19 protein-coding genes are annotated in these 19,364 nt (G+C 29.3%); 9 read left to right on the top strand and 10 right to left on the bottom strand.

Annotated elements, in window-relative coordinates:
* Window positions 1–26: 26 nt before the first annotated feature.
* Together L8X36_RS04005 and L8X36_RS04000 are read right to left on the bottom strand one after the other, a co-directional pair.
* A complete protein-coding gene (locus L8X36_RS04005; RefSeq protein WP_263658635.1) occupies window positions 27–497 on the bottom strand; it encodes an ankyrin repeat domain-containing protein in 471 nt (156 codons plus the stop codon).
* Between the two features lie 52 nt (window positions 498–549).
* Window positions 550–1,974 carry a catalase gene (locus L8X36_RS04000; protein ID WP_263682639.1) on the bottom strand — a complete coding sequence of 475 codons (1,425 nt, stop codon included), beginning with the start codon at window positions 1,972–1,974 and terminating at the stop codon, window positions 550–552.
* 244 nt (window positions 1,975–2,218) lie between these two features.
* On the opposite strand from L8X36_RS04000, the gene L8X36_RS03995 reads away from it, so the two are divergent.
* From L8X36_RS03995 to acpS, 3 genes are all read left to right on the top strand, one after another.
* A complete protein-coding gene (locus tag L8X36_RS03995) occupies window positions 2,219–2,857 on the top strand; it encodes a transcriptional regulator (protein ID WP_263682637.1) in 639 nt (212 codons plus the stop codon).
* Window positions 2,858–2,921: 64 nt separating this feature from the next.
* Window positions 2,922–3,467, top strand: coding sequence for a flagellar basal body-associated protein FliL (gene fliL, locus L8X36_RS03990; RefSeq protein WP_404842191.1), 546 nt, complete (start codon window positions 2,922–2,924; stop codon window positions 3,465–3,467).
* Window positions 3,467–3,823 (top strand): holo-ACP synthase, encoded by a 357-nt coding sequence (gene acpS / locus L8X36_RS03985; protein WP_263682635.1) that lies wholly within the window; start codon window positions 3,467–3,469, stop codon window positions 3,821–3,823. The genes fliL and acpS overlap by 1 nt, the downstream gene beginning before the upstream one ends.
* An 8-nt stretch (window positions 3,824–3,831) precedes the next feature.
* On the opposite strand, the gene fabG is transcribed toward acpS, so the two are convergent.
* A complete protein-coding gene (fabG, locus tag L8X36_RS03980; RefSeq protein WP_263682634.1) occupies window positions 3,832–4,575 on the bottom strand; it encodes a 3-oxoacyl-ACP reductase FabG in 744 nt (247 codons plus the stop codon).
* Window positions 4,576–4,589: 14 nt separating this feature from the next.
* Window positions 4,590–6,068: a 2,3-bisphosphoglycerate-independent phosphoglycerate mutase gene (gene gpmI / locus L8X36_RS03975; protein ID WP_263682632.1), complete on the bottom strand. Its 1,479-nt coding sequence runs from the start codon at window positions 6,066–6,068 to the stop codon at window positions 4,590–4,592.
* Between the two features lie 78 nt (window positions 6,069–6,146).
* On the opposite strand from gpmI, the gene mraY reads away from it, so the two are divergent.
* Window positions 6,147–7,205, top strand: coding sequence for a phospho-N-acetylmuramoyl-pentapeptide-transferase (gene mraY / locus L8X36_RS03970; protein ID WP_263682630.1), 1,059 nt, complete (start codon window positions 6,147–6,149; stop codon window positions 7,203–7,205).
* Window positions 7,205–8,404 carry a UDP-N-acetylmuramoyl-L-alanine--D-glutamate ligase gene (gene murD / locus L8X36_RS03965; protein WP_263682628.1) on the top strand — a complete coding sequence of 400 codons (1,200 nt, stop codon included), beginning with the start codon at window positions 7,205–7,207 and terminating at the stop codon, window positions 8,402–8,404. Before mraY ends, murD begins: the two co-directional genes overlap by 1 nt.
* Here the strand turns inward: murD and L8X36_RS03960 are convergent.
* Window positions 8,396–9,259, bottom strand: coding sequence for a LysR family transcriptional regulator (locus tag L8X36_RS03960; RefSeq protein ID WP_263682627.1), 864 nt, complete (start codon window positions 9,257–9,259; stop codon window positions 8,396–8,398). The genes murD and L8X36_RS03960 overlap by 9 nt on opposite strands.
* A 105-nt stretch (window positions 9,260–9,364) precedes the next feature.
* Here L8X36_RS03960 and L8X36_RS03955 point away from each other — a divergent pair, with 105 nt between their 5' ends.
* Window positions 9,365–10,399 carry a YeiH family protein gene (locus tag L8X36_RS03955; RefSeq protein ID WP_263682626.1) on the top strand — a complete coding sequence of 345 codons (1,035 nt, stop codon included), beginning with the start codon at window positions 9,365–9,367 and terminating at the stop codon, window positions 10,397–10,399.
* A 45-nt stretch (window positions 10,400–10,444) separates the two neighbouring features.
* Here L8X36_RS03955 and L8X36_RS03950 read toward each other — a convergent pair whose 3' ends face one another.
* On the bottom strand, window positions 10,445–12,202 hold the full coding sequence (locus L8X36_RS03950) for a hypothetical protein (RefSeq protein ID WP_263682624.1): 1,758 nt from the start codon (window positions 12,200–12,202) through the stop codon (window positions 10,445–10,447).
* A 206-nt stretch (window positions 12,203–12,408) separates the two neighbouring features.
* On the opposite strand from L8X36_RS03950, the gene L8X36_RS03945 reads away from it, so the two are divergent.
* Window positions 12,409–13,011: a BspA family leucine-rich repeat surface protein gene (locus tag L8X36_RS03945; protein WP_263682622.1), complete on the top strand. Its 603-nt coding sequence runs from the start codon at window positions 12,409–12,411 to the stop codon at window positions 13,009–13,011.
* 12 nt (window positions 13,012–13,023) lie between these two features.
* On the opposite strand, the gene L8X36_RS03940 is transcribed toward L8X36_RS03945, so the two are convergent.
* Genes L8X36_RS03940 through prfB form a run of 3 tightly spaced genes read right to left on the bottom strand, consistent with a single transcriptional unit; the run spans window position 13,024 to window position 15,669 of the window.
* Window positions 13,024–13,713 (bottom strand): ion channel, encoded by a 690-nt coding sequence (locus tag L8X36_RS03940; RefSeq protein WP_263682620.1) that lies wholly within the window; start codon window positions 13,711–13,713, stop codon window positions 13,024–13,026.
* A complete protein-coding gene (locus L8X36_RS03935; RefSeq protein ID WP_263663611.1) occupies window positions 13,713–14,549 on the bottom strand; it encodes a universal stress protein in 837 nt (278 codons plus the stop codon). The genes L8X36_RS03940 and L8X36_RS03935 overlap by 1 nt, the downstream gene beginning before the upstream one ends.
* A 19-nt stretch (window positions 14,550–14,568) precedes the next feature.
* Window positions 14,569–15,669 (bottom strand): peptide chain release factor 2, encoded by a 1,101-nt coding sequence (gene prfB, locus L8X36_RS03930; protein WP_263682619.1) that lies wholly within the window; start codon window positions 15,667–15,669, stop codon window positions 14,569–14,571.
* Between the two features lie 77 nt (window positions 15,670–15,746).
* Here prfB and rimO point away from each other — a divergent pair, with 77 nt between their 5' ends.
* Both rimO and tilS read left to right on the top strand, forming a co-directional pair.
* Entirely contained in the window at window positions 15,747–17,063 is a 1,317-nt protein-coding gene (rimO, locus tag L8X36_RS03925; protein ID WP_263682617.1) for a 30S ribosomal protein S12 methylthiotransferase RimO, read from the top strand.
* Window positions 17,053–18,015 carry a tRNA lysidine(34) synthetase TilS gene (gene tilS / locus L8X36_RS03920; protein WP_263682615.1) on the top strand — a complete coding sequence of 321 codons (963 nt, stop codon included), beginning with the start codon at window positions 17,053–17,055 and terminating at the stop codon, window positions 18,013–18,015. The genes rimO and tilS overlap by 11 nt, the downstream gene beginning before the upstream one ends.
* On the opposite strand, the gene L8X36_RS03915 is transcribed toward tilS, so the two are convergent.
* Window positions 17,996–19,363, bottom strand: coding sequence for a phosphomannomutase/phosphoglucomutase (locus L8X36_RS03915; protein WP_263682613.1), 1,368 nt, complete (start codon window positions 19,361–19,363; stop codon window positions 17,996–17,998). The two genes, tilS and L8X36_RS03915, sit on opposite strands and share 20 nt — an antisense overlap.
* Window position 19,364: the final 1 nt, after the last annotated feature.

The raw sequence follows: 19,364 nt of genomic DNA, 5'->3' as shown, positions 1-19,364 counted from the left end.
TTATAATTTTTATTTTTTCAAAGAGTTTAACTTTTCTTTCTTTTAAAAATTTTTAATACAGCAAAAGCTATTTTTTTAAGAAAACTTTTTTTAGAATGCTTTGTTAAAAACTCTACTATATCTCTATGTCCAAACATTAGTGCAAAAGTAAAAGGTGTCATACCAAGACCGTTGTTTTCATCAATATTTGCCCCATATTCTACCAAAAGCTTACACATAGGCAAATATCCTTTAAAACACACCCCTGCTAATGGAGTTTGTCCTCTGTCATTTTTCTCATCTACCCTAGCATTATTTTCTAGTAAAAACTTAGCACATTCATAAGCATTATGATAACTTGCAAGCATTAAAAGACTATCGCCTTTATGATTTTTTAAATTCACACTCAAACCTGCTTCTATCATAATCTTTAAATTTTGCAAATCATTTTTTCTTGCATAATCAAAAGCCATAGTACAAAGTTCTTGAATTCTTTTTTCTTCTTCGTTGCTAAACATATTTTTCCTTTTATAATCTTTAGTTTGCCACTTTTAAAGTGGCAAGTAAAAATTACATTTTCAAAGCTTTTTTAACACCATTTGCATATTCACTTGAAATTTTTTCAAAATGACTTAATGCTCTAGCAATAATTTTTTCATCAACCCCGCTCATAGAAGTTGCTATATTTTTAAATAACTGCTCTTTTTGATCTTGGTTCATTATATCAAACAAAGCTCTTGGTTGAGTATAAAAATCATCATCAAGTGGAGCATATCTTTGCGCACTACCTTCAAGTGCTAAGTCAGGCTCAAGATAGCTTTTATCTTCTTTTGGACTATCATCATAACTATTTGGCTCATAGTAAGCTGCGCCATTTTTATAAGTGTCAAAATTCATAGCTCCTGCTACATTATAAGTATTTACTTCACTTTTTGCACGATTAACTGGCAATAAATGATAATTTGTTCCTATGCGATATCTGTGTGCATCAGGATAAGAAAAGATTCTAGCTTGCAACATTTTATCAGGACTAAAACCAATACCAGGAACGATATTGCTTGGACTAAATGCAGCTTGTTCTACTTCATTAAAGTAATTTTGTACATTTTTATTAAGTACTAATTCACCTACTTCTATTAAAGACACAATGCTATGTGGCCAAACTTTAGTTAAATCAAAAGGATTAAAACCTAATTTTTCTGCTTCATCTTCTTTTAAAACTTGAATTTGGAAAGTCCATTTTGGAAAATCTCCTTTTTCAATAGCCTCATATAAATCTCTTTGATGACTTTCTCTATCATTTGCTATTAAATTCGCCGCTTCTTCGTTGGTTAAATTTTTAATACCTTGCTTGGTTTTAAAATGAAATTTCACCCAAAATCTTTCATTTTTATCATTAATTAAACTATAAGTGTGACTTCCAAAACCATGCATATGACGATAACTTGCAGGAATTCCCCTATCACTCATTAAAATAGTAACTTGGTGTAAGCTTTCAGGACAAAGGCTCCAAAAATCCCATGCAGCATTATTACTTCTTAAATGAGTTCTTGGATCTCTTTTTTGAGTATGGATAAAATCAGGAAATTTATATGCATCTCTTATAAAAAATGTCGGAGTATTATTACCTACTAAATCCCAATTTCCTTCTTTAGTATAAAATTTAATAGCAAAACCTCTTACATCTCTTTCTGCATCAGCTGCACCTGCTTCACCTGCAACGGTTGAAAATCTTATAAATAAAGGTGTATTTTCTCCAAGCTGTAAAACTTTTGCTTTGGTATATTGAGAGATATCTTTTGTGATTTTAAGTTTTCCATAAGCACCACTTCCTTTTGCATGTACTGTTCTTTCTGGAATTCTTTCTCTATTTTGATGAGCAAGTTTTTCAAGCAAAATATAATCTTGCATTAAAAGTGGACCTTTAGCACCTGCACTTAGAGAATTTTGATTATCAGCTATGATATTTCCAAAATCATTTGTTAGTTTTTTCATTGTGTCTCCTTTTTAAATAATAATTTTTATTATTTGATAAATTATATTCCTATATTATTAAAATAAAATTAAACGATAAAAATTATCATTATTTAAAAAATGATTATAAAATTCTTATTTTTAAAAAAATAATCTTTTTTTAAGCATAAATATTTTTATTTTGTAATAAAATTGTTAAAAAATAAGAATAAGCATTCTTATTTTAAATATTTTTACTACAAAATTAATAAAAAAAGGAGAGCTTATGGATAAAGAAACAAGAACTTACTATATTAAATTAGTTAAATTTCTTGCAGAAGCCTTGGGTAGAAATTATGAAATAGTATTGCACGATGTAAGCGAAGATGGAGCCAATATAGCAGAAATTGCTAATAACCATATTAGTAAAAGAACTATAAACTCACCTCTAACTGGTTTTGCCATTGAAATGATTAAAAATAAAATCTATTTAGAGCGTGATTATATAACACATTATAAAACTTCAGCTAAAAGCTCACAAGTAATGTCAGGCTCTACTTTTTTTATTAAAAAAGATGAAAAACTCGAAGGTTTGCTTTGTATTAATCATGATACCTCAGCGTTTAAAAAAATCTCTGATGAAATTTTAAATCTTGGAAATATTTATGATAATTCTTATGAAAGTCCTGAGCAAGAAAACAAAGAATATATTAAACTTGATTTAGAAGAAATTGTCGAAGATATTTCGGGTATGGATATAGAAAGTTTTAAAAATAAAAGCTTAAAACCAAAAGAAAAGCAAAAAATGATAGCTAGTTTATATGAAAAAGGTGTGTTTAATGTAAAAGGTGTTATTCCTAAGGTTGCTGAGCTTTTAGGTATTTCTGAGCCTAGTGTTTATAGACATTTACAAAAGATTAAATAATCATAATTTAAAAAAATTGTAATTTTTGATACAATAACACTTTAAATTTTATAAAAGGAAAAATATGGCTGATGATATGATGGATGAACAAGGCGAATCAAAGAAAAAAGGTGGCAATACTTTAGTAATTATTATCGTTGTATTTTTATTTGTATTTTTACTTGTGATTGTAGGAGCGATTGCTTATTTAATGTTTAGCGGTGGTTCTGAAGAAAATCCTGCTCCACAAGCTGAAGAAAGCGCACAAGTTGCACAAGCTCCTAAGAAAACAAATGCAGTAGCAGCTAGAGGAAGTGATTATGCAAATATTGGAGTGATGTATCCTTTAGCACCTTTTACACTAAATTTGTTAAGTGATGGTGGATCAAGATATGTAAAATGCACCATTCAACTTGAACAAAATGTTGAAACTCTAACCCCAGAACTTGATAAAAAAGTTGCTATTATTAGAGATATTATCATTAGAACTTTAACTTCAAAAACCTTTGAAGAAGTAAGCACCACAAAAGGCAAAGAAAGATTAAAAGATGAATTAACTGGTAAAATCAATGAGGTTTTAACTGATGGTTTTATCAAAAATATTTATTTTACTGACTTTGTAGTATCTTAATGATAGGCTGTGACATAGTTGTATGCTCTCGCATAGAAAAAATTTATGAAAGACATAAAACGCTTTTCTTGGATAAATTTTTATCCAAGCAAGAGCAAAGTTATATAAAAAATACCAACACTCTAGCAGGATTTTGGGCTATTAAAGAAGCTGCTTCTAAGGCTTTGGGGGTTGGAATTTCTAAAGAATGTTCTTTTTTTGACATCATCATCTCTAAAGATGATAAAAATGCCCCACATATTAGTTTTTCTCAAAAAGTCATGCAAGAATTTAAAATCAAATCAGCAAGTGTAAGCGTAGCACATGATGGGGGTTTTGCTATAGCAGTAGTGACTATAGAAACCAAGCAAGGTTAAAACCTTGCTTACATATAAAGCCCACCGTTGACTTTTAAAATTTCTCCTGTGATATAAGAAGAATAATCACTTAATAAAAACGCCACAGCTTGAGCTACCTCGCTTGCATCTGCAAAACGCTTTAAAGGGATATTGTTAATATAATTTTGTTTTATTTCATCACTTAAAACTTCAGTCATATCACTTTTTATAAAACCTGGGGTAATACAGTTATATCTTATATTTCTTGCTGCACCTTCTTTAGCAAAAGATTTTGTTAATGCTATCATACCGCCTTTACTAGCACTATAATTAGTTTGGCCTGCATTTCCCATTTCTCCAACTATAGAAGCAATATTTACAACCGCGCCAAAACGCTTTTTACTCATAGTTTTTAATGCCTCTCTACAACCTAAAAAGCTTGAATTTAAATTAGCATTAATCACTGAAGAAAAATCATCCATACTCATTCTAAGCGCTAATTTATCATTAGTAATACCCGCATTATTAACCAAGTAACTAAGTTCACCATCACTTTCTACTATAGTTGCAATAGCGCTTGTAAATTCTTCTTCAATGCTTGCATCAAATTTAATTACAGCTGCAGTGCCACCACTTTTTTCTATCTCTTCTTTTAACGCATCAGCAAGCTCAGGCTTACTTCTATAATTAATCCAAACTTTTAAACCATGACTTGCTAATTCTTTAGCTATTGCTGCACCTATACCTTTACTTGCACCTGTTATTAAAACATTTTTTCCACTAAATTTCATTGTTCTCCTTTAAATTAAAATAAAGCCTCATCCATTTCTTTTGGGATAGGTAAGTTTAAAATTTTAAGCACGCTTGGTGCTATATTACTAAGCCCCATGCCTTCTTTAAGCTTTTCTACTCCTTTAGCTTCTACAAAAGCAAAAACATCAAAGGTTGTGTGGTTAGTGAGCATATTTTCTTTTTCATCCCTCATTGCTTCACAATTTCCATGATCTGAAGTAATAATAAAAGCATATTCATACTCTCTTGCTTTAGCAATAACCCTACCCAAACACTCATCCACACATTCAACCGCACTAACTGCAGCTTCAAAATCACCCGTATGTCCTACCATATCACCATTTGCAAAATTTACTATGATAAAATCCATACCATTTTCTATACCCTTAAGCACTTCATCTGCGACTTCTTTAGCACTCATTTGAGGTTTTTCATCGTATGTTTTTACTTTAGGACTTGGGATTAAAACTCTTGTTTCATTACACTCTAATTCTTCTTTTCCCCCATTAAAGAAAAAGGTTACATGAGCGTATTTTTCTGTCTCAGCTGTGTGAAGTTGGCTTAAATTTGCATTAGCTATTACAGAAGCTAAAGTATTATCTAATTCTTCTTTTTCAAACATCACAGGCAGTTTAAAACTCTCATCATACAAACTCATAGTAATAGCATTTTTTATAAGCACTTCTTTTGAAAATTCATTAAAACTTTCTTGGGTTAAAGAAGCAACTAATTGACGCATTCTATCATTTCTAAAATTGATAAAAATCACACCATCTTCAGCCTTAATTCCATCAAAGTTTTGACTAATAACTGGGGTTAAAAACTCATCTGTAATATTTTCATCATAGCTTTTTTGTATAAATTGCACAAAATCATCACACTTTGGTGCCTTAGCAAATAAAGCATCATAATAAGACTTAACCCTATCATAGCGCTTATCTCTATCCATAGCATAAAATCTTCCTGATAAAGAAGCAAAGTTAATCCTTTCTTTTTCGCAAAATTCCTGTAAAGATTTTATAAATTCTAAACCTGAATTTGGAGGACAATCCCTACCATCACTAATTGCATGCGCAAAAACTTCTTTATTTTCTTGCTTACAAATTTTTAAAAGCGCATTAAAATGTGTATGCATAGAATGCACCCCACCATCACTATAAAGCCCTATAATATGCACTCTTTTGCATTTTTGTAATAACTCTTTTAAAGCCTTATTATCTTTTAAAGTATCATTTTCTATGGCTTTATTTATCTTAACTAAATTTTGATAGATTATGCGTCCACTACCTATACACATATGCCCTACTTCGCTATTACCCATTTGACCTTCAGGTAAGCCAACTGCCAAACCACTTGTTTTTATCAAAACATTAGGAGTATTTTCAAAAAGCTTATCATAAGTTGGCTTTTTAGCATGAAAAAAAGCATTATAGTTTGAATTTGTATTATGTCCTATACCATCTGTGATTATCAAAATACATTTTTGACTCATTTTTTACTCTTTTTTATAATTTATTTATGTGATTTTACTAAAATTATGCTTTTAAAAAACAAATACAAGGTTAAAATTTTGCTTTATCTTACAGAATATACAAATCATATGTTTTTTTCTTATATTAGCGTACGTGCTGGTTTTGCATTTTTTATCGCTTTATTTTTGAGTTTGTATTTAATGCCAAAATTTATCAAATGGGCTCAAAATAAAAAAGCAAATCAACCTATTTATGAATACGCTCCACAATCACACCAAGCTAAATCTCACACTCCTACTATGGGTGGGCTTGTTTTTATCTTTGCTACTATCATAGCAAGTGTTTTAAGCGCTGATTTAAATAATAGTTTTGTAATCGTTGGATTATTATGTTTAGTACTATTTTGTACTATAGGCTTAGTAGATGATTTAGGGAAAATTTTAAAAAAAAACAATCACGCAGGATTAAGCCCAAAAATGAAACTACTAGGGCAATTTAGCGCTGCTTTTATTTGTGTTGGATTATTATATTTATTTGATATAAATACTGAATTTTATTTACCTTTTTACAAACATGCTATTTTTGATGGCGGTATGTTTATGTTGTTTTTATGGATTTTAGTTATTGTATCAAGCTCCAATGCTGTAAATTTAACCGATGGGCTTGATGGTCTTGCAACCGTGCCTTCTATATTTTCTCTTTTAAGTCTTGGTGCTTTTTTGTATTTGAGCGGAAATGCTATTTATAGTTCTTATTTATTCTTACCTAAAATTCAAGGTCTAGGAGAACTTGTTGTAATAAGTGCGGCTTTAGTTGGTGCGCTTATGGGATTTTTGTGGTATAACTGCTATCCTGCACAAGTTTTTATGGGAGATAGTGGGAGTTTAAGCATAGGGGCGTTTTTAGGCTATCTTGGTATAGTAAGTAAAAATGAAATTTTGCTTTTGCTTATAGGTTTTGTATTTGTTTTAGAAACTATTTCAGTAATTTTACAAGTAGGAAGTTTTAAAATCTTTAACAAAAGAGTATTTAAAATGGCACCCATTCATCATCATTTTGAAAAAATAGGCTGGGTGGAAAATAAAATCATTGTGCGTTTTTGGATGATAGCCTTACTTGCAAATATTATTGCATTAATTAGTATAAAGTTAAGATAATGAAAATTTCACTTTTTGGATACGGAAAAACAACTAAAGCTTTTGCACAGCGTTTTGGAAATTGCGATATTTATGATGATCATTTTGCAAGTATAAGTAAAGATAAATTTAATAATACACTTTTACCGCCTTGTGAATTTGATCCTTTAAAAAGTGACTTAGAAATTCCAAGTCCTGGCTTTCCAAATGATCATTCTCTCATACAGCAAGCAAAAAATTTAAGCAGTGAGTATGATTTTTTTTATGATGGCATGCCAAAAAGTGTTTGGATAAGCGGAACAAATGGCAAAACCACCACCACCCAAATGACACACCATCTTTTAAAACACATCAATGCACAAATGGGAGCAAACATAGGAACTCCTTTAGCACAAATGGATATTAGTGCTAAATTATGGATTTTGGAAAGTTCATCTTTTTCGCTTTTTTACACCAAAGTAGCTAAACCTGAAATTTATGCACTTTTACCTATCACACCTGATCATCTTTCTTGGCATAAAAGCTTTGAAAATTATGAGCAAGCCAAGCTTAGCGTGCTTGAAAGAATGAATGAAAATGATGTGGTAATTTTACCTAAAAAGTATGAGGCTTATCCAACTCATGCTTATGTTATAAGCTATGAAGATGAGCAAGATTTAGCTAAAAAAATGCAAATTGACTTAGAAAAAATTCATTTTAAAACCCCATTTTTACTTGATGCACTTATTGCCTTAAGTATAGAAAAAATTATACTAGATCGTTGCTCTTATGAGCTTTTAAACGAGTTTAAGATAGAAAAAAACAAACTTGAAGAAATATTTGATCATAAAAATAGACTTTGGGTAAATGACACCAAAGCGACTAATCTGGATGCTAGTTTAGCTGCTCTTAAACGCTATAAGGATAAAAAAATTCATCTTATCATAGGTGGGGATGATAAGGGGGTGGATTTAAGTGCTTTATTTACTTTTATGAAAGAGCTTAATATAGAGCTTTATGCCATAGGAAAAAGCACTAATAAAATGCTTGAATACGCTAAAAATGCTAATTTAAAAGCACATTTTTGTGAGTTTTTACCTAAAGCGGTAGAAAAAATCAATCAAAACTTAACTAATGATGAAGTAGCCCTACTAAGCCCTGCTTGTGCAAGCTTAGATCAGTTTAAGTCTTATGAAGAAAGAGGAGAGCTTTTTAAAAAATGCATTCAAGAGTTAAACTAAATCTTTTTGAACGCAAAGTTTTAAAAACTCACATAAATTTATAAATTCCTTGCTTGGCTCTTTATTTTTATGATAAATCAAACAAAGCTCTCTTGAAATTTTAAAATTTTTTAATCTCACTTCGAATAAACTTTTAGCTTCAAGTTCTTCTTTAACGCTAAATTTAGGTAAAACTGCTAAAAATTTACCTTTTTTAACTAACTCTTTTATCATAGCAGTTGAGTTTAGCTCATAAACTAAATTAAGCTTTACATCTTTAGGTAAAGCACTTAAAAATACTTCTTTTGCACCTGAACCTTGCTCACGACTTAGCCATTTAAAATCCTTTAACTCATCTATGAAAAATTCTTTTTTGAAGTCATTTTTACTCACCACAATAAGCTCATCATCACAAATTTTAATCTTTTTTATATCCTTATCTTTGCAAATACCTTCAATCAAACCTATATCGATTTCTTTATCTAAAATATCTTTGATGATATTTTGACTATTATCCAAAGACAAATTTAACTTGATATTTTCCGCCTTTTGATCTAAAAAAGTTCCTAGTAAATAAGTGCCTACATTTTGACTAACTTTCATACTTATTTCATAGCTTTGATCATCTTGCATTGCTTTTTCAATGCGTTCAAATTCTAAAATCAAAGGTGTAATTTGTTTTAAAAAAACCTTTCCTTTTTCATTTAAGCTTAAAAATTTAGCATTTCTATCAAAAAGCTTGGTGTTTAAACTTTTTTCAAGTTCAAATATAGCTAAAGACAAAGCAGATTGAGTTATATTTAATTCTTTAGCACAAGCTCTTAAATTTAAATTTCTACACAAGACTTGAAAATATTTTATTTGTTTAAAAGTCATAAGCACTCTTTTGATAAATATTTTTAATCATTATATCAAATAAAATTAATTTTACTTATCATAAAAAAATCATTAATATTACAAAAAACAAAAAAAGGAAAATTCATGCATAAAAATATATATAAACATAGAAAATTTGAAGCTTTTTTACTGCTTTTTACTCTTGCTTTTTGTGCTTTTGCTATTTCTGAGCTTAATTTTTTTAAAAATCTTGGAATTTCAGCTTTAATCATAGCCGTGATTTTAGGAGCTTTAATAGGAAATTTAGCTCATCAAAATGCAAATTTACTCAAAAAATCAGGAGTTTTAGGCATAGCAACAAAAGAAATTTTAAGACTTGGGATTATACTTTATGGTTTTAGAATTACTTTTAATGATTTAGAAAAAGTTGGATTAAATGGGATTTTGCTAGCATTTTTAGTGGTATTTTCTACCTTTTTTATGGGACTTTTACTGGGAAAATTATTTAAACTTGATCTTAAAGAAAGCATACTTATAAGTAGTGGCTCAAGCATTTGTGGAGCAGCTGCTGTGATGGCTAGTGAAAGCATTGTTAAAGGTGGCTCTGCTAAAGTTGGCGTGGCAGTTTGCACTGTGGTTGTGTTTGGAACTTTGGGGATGTTTTTATATCCTTTGGCTTGGAATTTAGGCTGGTTTGATTTTTTTAGTTTAAAGCAAATGGGGTATTTCATGGGAGCAAGCTTGCATGAAGTTGCACATGCTGTTGCAGCAGGTGAAGCTGTGCAAGCAGGAGATGGTGCTGTCATAGAAAAAATGATGCGTGTTTTAATGCTAGTACCTTTTTTGATTTTTTTAAGTCTTTTTTCATTGAAATTTCTAAGCAAAAATAATGAAAAAATTTCCATTAAAGCAAATATTCCTTATTTTGCTTTGTGGTTTTTATTTGCTTGTGGTATTAGCTCACTTGAAATATTAAATACAGATTTTGCACTTAATTATATAAAACCAAGCATACAAACTATAGATACACTTTTGCTTTCTATGGCTATGGTAGCTTTGGGAGTAAATATCCATAAAAATGTTTTAAAAAATGCAGGTTTTAAACCATTTTTAATGGCATTGTTGTTATTTACATGGCTTATATTTTCAAATATTATTCTTGTAAAATTTCTCATGTGATCTCCTAGTTTTTTCTAGGAAATTATCTATTCTTAAATTCTCTTTTCAACTTCCTAATTTCATATAGCAACTTGATATACCTCCCCCCCCCCCACGCCAATTTTTGTTAGCTTGTATAAGAGCTTGTCCGAGTTTATAGGTAAAACATTCTTTTTCTTTTAAGGCTTCTTGATAATCAGGATAGTTTTTTAATGGAGGTAAAGTTAATGATGGGTCTTTTTTTATTTTTTCTTGATAGATTTTTTGTTCAAGTTTATGTTTATCTTTGATATAAGATAAAACAAAAGGCATTCTTATATAACCTAAGAATGATTTAGAATTTATTATCATAGCTTGACCTAGTTTATATGAGAGTTGGTTTTGAATTCTAACTTTTGCTGAATTTGGATTAATCATAATTATTTTAGGCATAAAATCATTCATTTTAATACCAAGCTTTTTTGATAATTGTTTAGTTTGTAATTTTTTATTGATTAAATCTTGTTCTAAATTAGAAATTTCAAGTTGTTGTTTTTTCATAGGTAGGGAATTTATAGTATTTTGAAATTGACTTAATTGATTTTGTAAATTTGTTTTTTCATTGATTAGACTTTGCTTTTCGTTAGTTAAATTTGTGATTTGAGTTTGCAAAGGAGCTAATTTTCTTGGATCTATTTTTTTACAATACTCATCTATTATTTCTTTATATAATTCTACTGGAGGTATTAAATGATTGAAATTATATTCTTTTGGAATTTCTATAATCTCACTAGCCAAGGATTCAAAATCAATTTGCTTTGGCGTCATATTACCTTTCATCAAGAAAAAACCTACTAAACTTAAATTGTTATGAAATAAAACTTCTGAACTCCAATTTTGAGCAGCATGGTAAAACTCTGTATAATTTTTTCTTTTGTCTTGACAAAGCAAAACTTTTGTATTATTACTTATTATTATATCTGCTTGTAATTCCACTACAGAATTTAAAAAATTAGTTGATTTTAAAATATATTTATCTTTGTTTTGAATGCAATAATCTACAATATTGTTTAAACATTGATTAAAATTAAAGGAATCGTGTTTATTCCATGTATGGATGGCTAATATTTTACAACCATAATATTTTTTTGGAAATTTTAACACAACACTGTTATCGATTTTTACAACTTCTTCTTCATACATTGAATTTTTATAAGTTTCATATGATGTTTTACCTGAATATACCTCTAATTCACCAGCATGACAAATTATAAATTTATTTTGCTTATTTGCTGTTTTAATGCTATATTGAAAATACTCAATACTATTGATGATATTTCGGCCAAGAATTTTCATTATAGTGCTCAGCGGATGACCTGCATCTATTGCATTATGAAAATCATATAATCTGTTTATATTGTAATAACAATTCATATCTATATAGTTAAATTTAAATTGCTTAATTAAACTCAAGTGAATATTATTGATAATTTTATAATTTCCTCTAGTTATTGGAAGTAAAATTACTAAAATTTTTTTATTCAAACAACTTAACTCGCTATAATAATTATATAAATTACTATAAATCAGATTTAGTGATAATTTTTCATACTTATTTATATTCTGACCAATTTCATTCACATTGGATTCTGTAATAATCAAATCTGCTTCATTGATACTTTTTTGATTTCTTTTTCTTTTCAGTTCATATAAATTTTGAATTGAAGTTGTAGATCCTAAAGCTAAATTTGTCAAATTTACATTATCTTGCCTTAGTCCTTTTTGCAGACCATTAACCATGACAGAATTACTACCACCAAGTAAAACAATATTATATTTTTTCATTATTTATCAACCTTCTTTATGCTACATTTTTAAATTTTTACTATATCGAATTAATCTTAATTTTCCTATTAAATTTATAATATGTTTCATAATGAAACATATTATAGTATTTTATACTTTTTTATTAATTTAATATTTATTTTTACTACTTTATATTTAAATAATATTATAATTATATTGGAATAAACATCCAAAAAGGAGCTAACATGTTTACGCCTAAAACTAAATGTGAATTAGTTGCTCTTGTTAGAGAAGAGCTTATTGCCTTAGATGAAATCGATGTAAGCTTAATTACGGATATGTCTTATTTATTCTATTATTCCACTAGAACCAACTTTGATGGTATAGAAAAATGGGATGTGTCAAATGTTAAAGATATGTCTTATATGTTTTATTGCTGCAAAAGCTTTAATCATGATATTTCTAAATGGAATGTTAAAAATGTTGAAAACATGGAAGGAATGTTTTTTGATTGTGAATCTTTTGATCAAGACTTATCTTCTTGGAATATGTCAAATGTAAAAGATACTAAATACATGTTTTGTAATTGTCTTAAATTCAACCATAAAGTAGAAAATTGGGATGTGCATAATGCCATTACAATGGCACATATGTTTGAAAATTGCAAACAATTTGATCAAGATTTGTCAAGATGGGATGTACATAATGCTAAAACAATGGCGTTTTTATTGCACAATTGTACTAATTTTCACTATGATGTTAAAAAATTAGATATTGATAAAAATTGTAATATCCAAAAAATACTAGGACATGAAGAAATACAAAATAAATATGCTATAAAACATTAATCACAAGGTAAGCTATTGCTTACCTACTTGATTAATCCAAAGCCCCATAGCAATCACAACAATAACCTGCCCTAAAAATCCTTGAAATACGCTAAATAATCTTAACAAAGAACTAACAGGCGTTACATCGCCAAAGCCTATCGTTAGCATAGTAACTCCGCTAAAATAATAACAATCAACCAAACCTTTTATTCTATTTTGAATTTGAGGTTTTAACTCATCATTTAAAGACCAAAAATTATGAATTCCTCTTATAGGTGTTTGAAATTGCACTTCTATAACTTTTTCTTGCAAATCCGCAATATCTAGATTTTCATTTTTTTGAGTAGCAATTAACATTCTATTGTAATTATCTACATCACAAGAAAAATAATACAAATTTCCATACGCAAACCATATCAAAACATATGCATATAAAATAATAAAAAATTTTTCTTTAATATTAATCTTTCCACTAAAAGCAGCCCAAATACTAATAAGCAAAAAAACCATCAATGCCACAGCCACCATAATAGGAATAATATTTAAAATTAAAAATAAAATTTCAGAAGTAATTTTACCTGTTGCATAAATAGCAAGTTCATCAAATAAAAAACTACAAAACAAAGGCACCATAGCAAGCAAAGTCCAAACAAAAAGAAATTGTTTGGTACTTTTGTGATAAATGCTAATATAATGATTTAAAAGTCTATGGTGCAACATTAGCGAATCAGCAATAAAGGTTTTTTAGCCTTAGTTAAAATATCATTTGTCAAACTACCAAATAAAATACTTTTTAACCAGTGATGTGAATAAGCTCCCATAATCAATAAATCTATATCATTTTGCTCACCAAAATCAAATAAAGCCTGAGTAATCTCTCCATTTAAATGCTGAGTTTGCACATTTAAATTTGCTTCTTTAAAAATTTGACTTACTTGAGTTAATAACTCATAAGAAGCTTTTTCATCTTTAGATACATTTACTACATAACGTTTTGCTTCTTTAAAAATAGGTCTTTTAATGGCTTGTTCTATAGCCTTTTTAGCTAAATTACTCCCATCGTAAGCCATCATCACACTTTTAATCTCTTTAAAAGCAGAATTTACAAGCAAAATAGGCACATTTAAAGCTCTTACTAATTCTTCTGTATGAATGCCTATTTTGTTTTTCTTACCTCCGCCTTTTAAACCTGCTATAGCTAATCTTATTTGATCATTATATTCTTTTAAAACTTCTTCTAAATCTCCATCTCTTTGTACACTAAAGCATTCTTTTACACCTTGTTCTTTTGCATAAGTGCAAAATTCTTCTAAAATTCTTTGCCCTTTTTTGCAAAGATTTTCATTTTTTTGGCTTTGCTCTTCTACTAAATCTTCAATCACGCACCCGCTAGCACCTATACCAAAACTACAAGCTAATTCAGCATTAGTAAAATTTGGTTCTATGGTATATAAAAACATTAAAGGTAAATCTAGCTTTTTAGCTAAATACACCCCATAATGCAAACTTTCCCTACAAGGCTCTAAAACATCCACACAAACTAGAATTTTTTCCATTTAATATCCTTTTGTAGTATTAATCTTGTGCTTTTTGCGCTATTAAAACACCTTCTATGATTTTTTTAATATCCCCATCTAAGATATTATCAACCTGCGAAAAAGCTTCATTTGAGCGTGTGTCTTTGACTTGTTGATAAGGAAAAAGCACATAAGAGCGGATTTGATGCCCCCAACCTATCTCACTTTTTTCGCTTGAATTTGCTTCATCTTGTTGTTTCATAAGCTCAAGCTCATAAAGGCGTGATTTTAGCATTTTAAAGGCTGTGGCTTTGTTTTTGTGTTGGCTTCTATCGTTTTGACATTGCACTACTATACCACTTGGCATATGAGTTATGCGCACTGCTGATTCAGTTTTATTAACATGTTGTCCACCTGCTCCGCTTGCTCTATAATAATCAATCCTTATATCTTTTTCTTCAATTTCTATTTCTATATCATCATCAAGTTCAGGAGAAACCATCACACTAGAAAAACTCGTATGGCGACGCCCTGCACTATCAAATGGAGAAGTTCTTACTAAACGATGAATGCCATTTTCAGCTTTTAAATACCCATAAGCATTTTCACCTTTTACTAAAAAGCTAACATCTTTAAGCCCTGCTTCTTCGCCTTCTTGAAAGTCAAGCGTTTCTACTTTAAAACCTTCTCTTTCGCAAAATCTCAAATACATCCTATAAAGCATGCTAGCCCAGTCATTACTCTCCGTTCCACCTGCTCCTGGATGAATGGAAACTATGGCGTTTTTACCATCATTTTCCCCACTTAAAAGCATAGAAATTTCAAGATTTACAATAAGATCTTCTAGCTTATTTGCATCTTCAAATAAAGCTTCTATAGTATCTAAATCATTTTCACTATTTGCTAGATCAAAAAGCTCGCTTGCATCATTTAAAGCATTGAAAGCGTTCTCGTAGTTTTTTAATAAATTTGAAATTTTAGTTTTTTCTTTACCTATAACGCCTGCTTGTTTTACATCACTCCAAAAAGAAGGGGAATTTTCTAAATTTTCTATTTCCTTTAATCTTGTTTTTATCTCTTCAGGCTTAATAATAGAAGCGATATTTCCAACTTTGTTTTTTAATTTTTTTAAAAGTTCGCTGTATTCGTAATTATCCATAAAAATTTTCTTTCTAATTTTGATATAATTTAATCTTATAATTTTAGCAAAAAAATAAAACATTTAAAGTGAGAAATATGCCAAAACTTTTTTTAATGTCTTTAGGTTGTAATAAAAATTTAGTTGATAGTGAAATCATGCTTGGAAGATTAAGTGATTATGAAATTTGTGATGAGCCAAGCATAGCTGATGTTTTGATTGTAAATACCTGTGGCTTTATAGATAGTGCTAAAAAAGAAAGCATAAATGCGATTTTAGACTTACACGAGCAAAGAAAAAAAGATTCATTGTTAGTTGTAACAGGTTGTTTAATGCAACGCTACCGCGAGGAATTAATGAAAGAACTACCTGAAGTTGATCTTTTTACCGGTGTGGGAGATTATGAAAAAATTGATGAAATGATACTTAAAAAAACTAATCTTTTTTCAAATTCTACTTACTTGCAAGATAAAAATACAAATCGTGTGATCACAGGATCAAATTATCACGCTTTTATCAAAATAGCTGAAGGATGTAATCAAAAATGTTCATTTTGCGCTATACCAAGTTTTAAAGGCAAACTTAAATCAAGAAGCTTAGAAAGTATTATAAATGAAGTAAAAGAACTTGTTAAAAAAGGTTATAAAGACTTTTCTTTTATCGCTCAAGATACAAGTTCGTATTTATTTGATCAAGATCAAAAAGATGGACTTTTAAAGCTTATTGAAGCTATAGAAAATATCCAAGGTGTAAAGGCTGCTAGAATTTTATATCTATATCCAACAAGCATTAGCAAAGAAGTGATAGAAAAAATCATTCAATCAAAAGTTTTTGTAAATTACTTTGACATGCCTTTGCAACACATCAGTGATAATATGCTTAAAATCATGAAACGCGGAGCTAATAAAGCTAAATTAATCGAGCTTTTAAATTTAATGAAACAAGCTCCAAATTCATTTTTACGCACAGGTTTTATAGTAGGACACCCAGGAGAGAGTGATGAGGATTTTGAAGAATTATGCACTTTTATAAAAGAATTTGGTTTTGATAGAATTAGTGTTTTTGCTTATTCTAAAGAAGAAGATACCGCAGCTTTTGACATGGAACAAATTCCTAGTAAAATCATCAATGCAAGATTAAAAGTGATAGAAAAAATAGTCGATGAATGCATAGAAAAAAGCTTTAATCAACAAGTTGGTAAAAAGACTTTAGCATTTTGTGAAGGTCAAAGCTCTGAAGGAGAATTTTTCATCGGTGCAAAAGATTTGCGTTGGGATAGAAATATAGATGGAGAAATTCTCATCAATGAAAGTGATTGCGGAGATTTAGAAATGGGTGAGCTTTATGAGTGTGAAATCACGCAGAGCTTAGATAAAAAACTCATTGCAAAAGCCTTAAGAAAGTTTGATGATTGATAGCAAATATTTAAATCATTTAAAGCAAGGGAAAAATCTTTTAGCATTTTCTCATGGGAGTGATTCTAGTGCTTTATTTTTCATGCTTTTAGAAAAAAACATAGATTTTGACCTTGCTTTTATAAACTACAAAACTCGTGAAAATTGTGATAAAGAAGAACAAAGTGCTAAAGAATTAGCCAAGCGTTTTCATAAAAAAATTTATATCAAAACCGCACCCAAAATAACAAAAAATTTCGAAGCTTGCGCAAGAGCTTTGCGTTATGAGTTTTTTGAAGAGCTTTGCAAAAATCACTCTTATGATAATCTTTTACTAGCTCATCATTTAAATGATAAACTAGAATGGTTTTTAATGCAATTTTCTAAAGGTGCAGGGCTTAGAGAATTACTTGGTTTTAAAGATATTGAAAAAAGAAAATATTTTACCATCATAAGACCCTTGCTTGAAATTCCAAAAGAAGAAATTTCAATCTACCTAAAAGAAAACAATATCACTTGTTTTCATGATGAGAGTAATGATGATGAAAAATATTTTAGAAATTTTATACGCAAAAATTTTGCTAATGAGTTTTTAAAGCTTTATCCAAATGGAGTAAAAAAAAGCTTTAAATACCTAGAAAAAGACTTAAAAGAAGAAAATATTTGTGAATTTAAAAATATTTACATTACTCATAAAGATGAAAGTTTAATCGCAAAATGCTTTAAAAAACTTGGAGTACTTTTAAGCGCCAAACAAAGACAAGAAACATTAAAAGGCGATGGAGTAATTTCGCATAAAATAGGCATTGTTTATATACAAGAAAAAGTTTTGATTTTTCCTTTTATAAGTTGTGAGAAAATACCAAAAGAATTTAAAGAAATTTATAGAAAAGCAAAAATCCCTAAACTCTTAAGAGCATATTTATACACAAAAGATATTGATGTAAAAGAGCTTATGCAAGCTCTTTTATGATTTCTTCAAAAAGTTCTTTTACTCTTGCTTCTAAAAAGTCTTTAAATCCAGCACTTGTAGCTTCAGCACGCATGATAAGATATGGACTTGTATTAGAAGCACGCAAAAGCGCCCAACCTTCTTTAAAGGTGATTCTAACTCCGTCAATTTCATTACAATCAAGCACATTTTCAAAAGCATTTGCTTTTACTTTTTCTTTAAATTTTTCTATGATTTGAAATTTATTTTCTTCACTAACCTTAAGCTTAATCTCTTCACTTGCATAAAGTTTTGGTAATTCTTTAACTAATTTTTCTATATCAAAACCATTTACTAAAAGCTCTAAGGTTCTTAAAAATGCATAAATTCCATCATCATAACCAAAATATCTATCTTTAAAGAAAATATGCCCGCTAAGCTCTGCTGCTATGTCGATATTTTGCTCTTTCATCATTTTTTTAATGTTAGAATGCCCGGTCTTACCCATCATGATAAAACCAAATTTAGCTACCTCATCAAAAAGGTTTTTAGAACATTTTACTTCACCTAAAACTCTAGGATTTTTTATATTTTTAGCAAATAAATAGCAAAGTTCATCGCCCTTAAATACATAATCTTTACTTGCAACCACCAAGCGATCTCCATCTCCGTCAAAAGCAAAGCCCATTTTTGCATTTTCATTTTCTTTTAGCGCAACTTGCAATGCGTGTAAATTTTCAAGCTCTGTTGGATCGGGCGCGTGATTTGGGAAATTTCCATCAGGATTTTCAAATAAAATTTGTGCATTAAGATTTAATTTTTCCACCAAAGGCTTTATAATCACTCCAGTAGCTCCATTTGCACAATCAATAATGATTTTTTCTTTATAGCCCTTAAGATGTGAAAAATGCTTAGCTAAAAAGTCTATATATAAGCTTTTAGCATCATAATTTTCATATCTTAAATCATCATTGATTTCAAGTTCTAAATACTCTTGCACTTTTAAAGAAAGCTTTTTCAAATCAGCACCAAAAAAACTTTCTTTGTTAATCGTGATTTTAAAGCCATTGTATTCTTTTGGATTATGCGAGCCTGTTATCATGATATTTGCATCAAAAATATCATCAAAAAATAAACTAAAATACCCCATAGGAGTTGGTGCTAAGCCTATATTGAAAACTTGCATATTAGCTTTATTTAAACCGCTAATTAAATAGTTAAAAAGTTCATTTGCACTATATCTTGCATCATAGCCCACACTTACTTTCTCACAACCTCTTGATTTCATTTCTAAACCCAAAGCATAACCTATAGCTTTTACACTTTTTTCATTTAACTCACTTGGGTAAAGCCCTCTTATATCATACTCTCTAAAAATCAAATCTAACATT

It is taken from the genome of Campylobacter sp. CNRCH_2014_0184h (assembly GCF_025772985.1).
Lineage (GTDB): Bacteria > Campylobacterota > Campylobacteria > Campylobacterales > Campylobacteraceae > Campylobacter_D.
The sequence above is the reverse complement of the archived record's forward strand: the minus strand, read 5'-3'. Positions and strand labels throughout refer to the sequence as shown.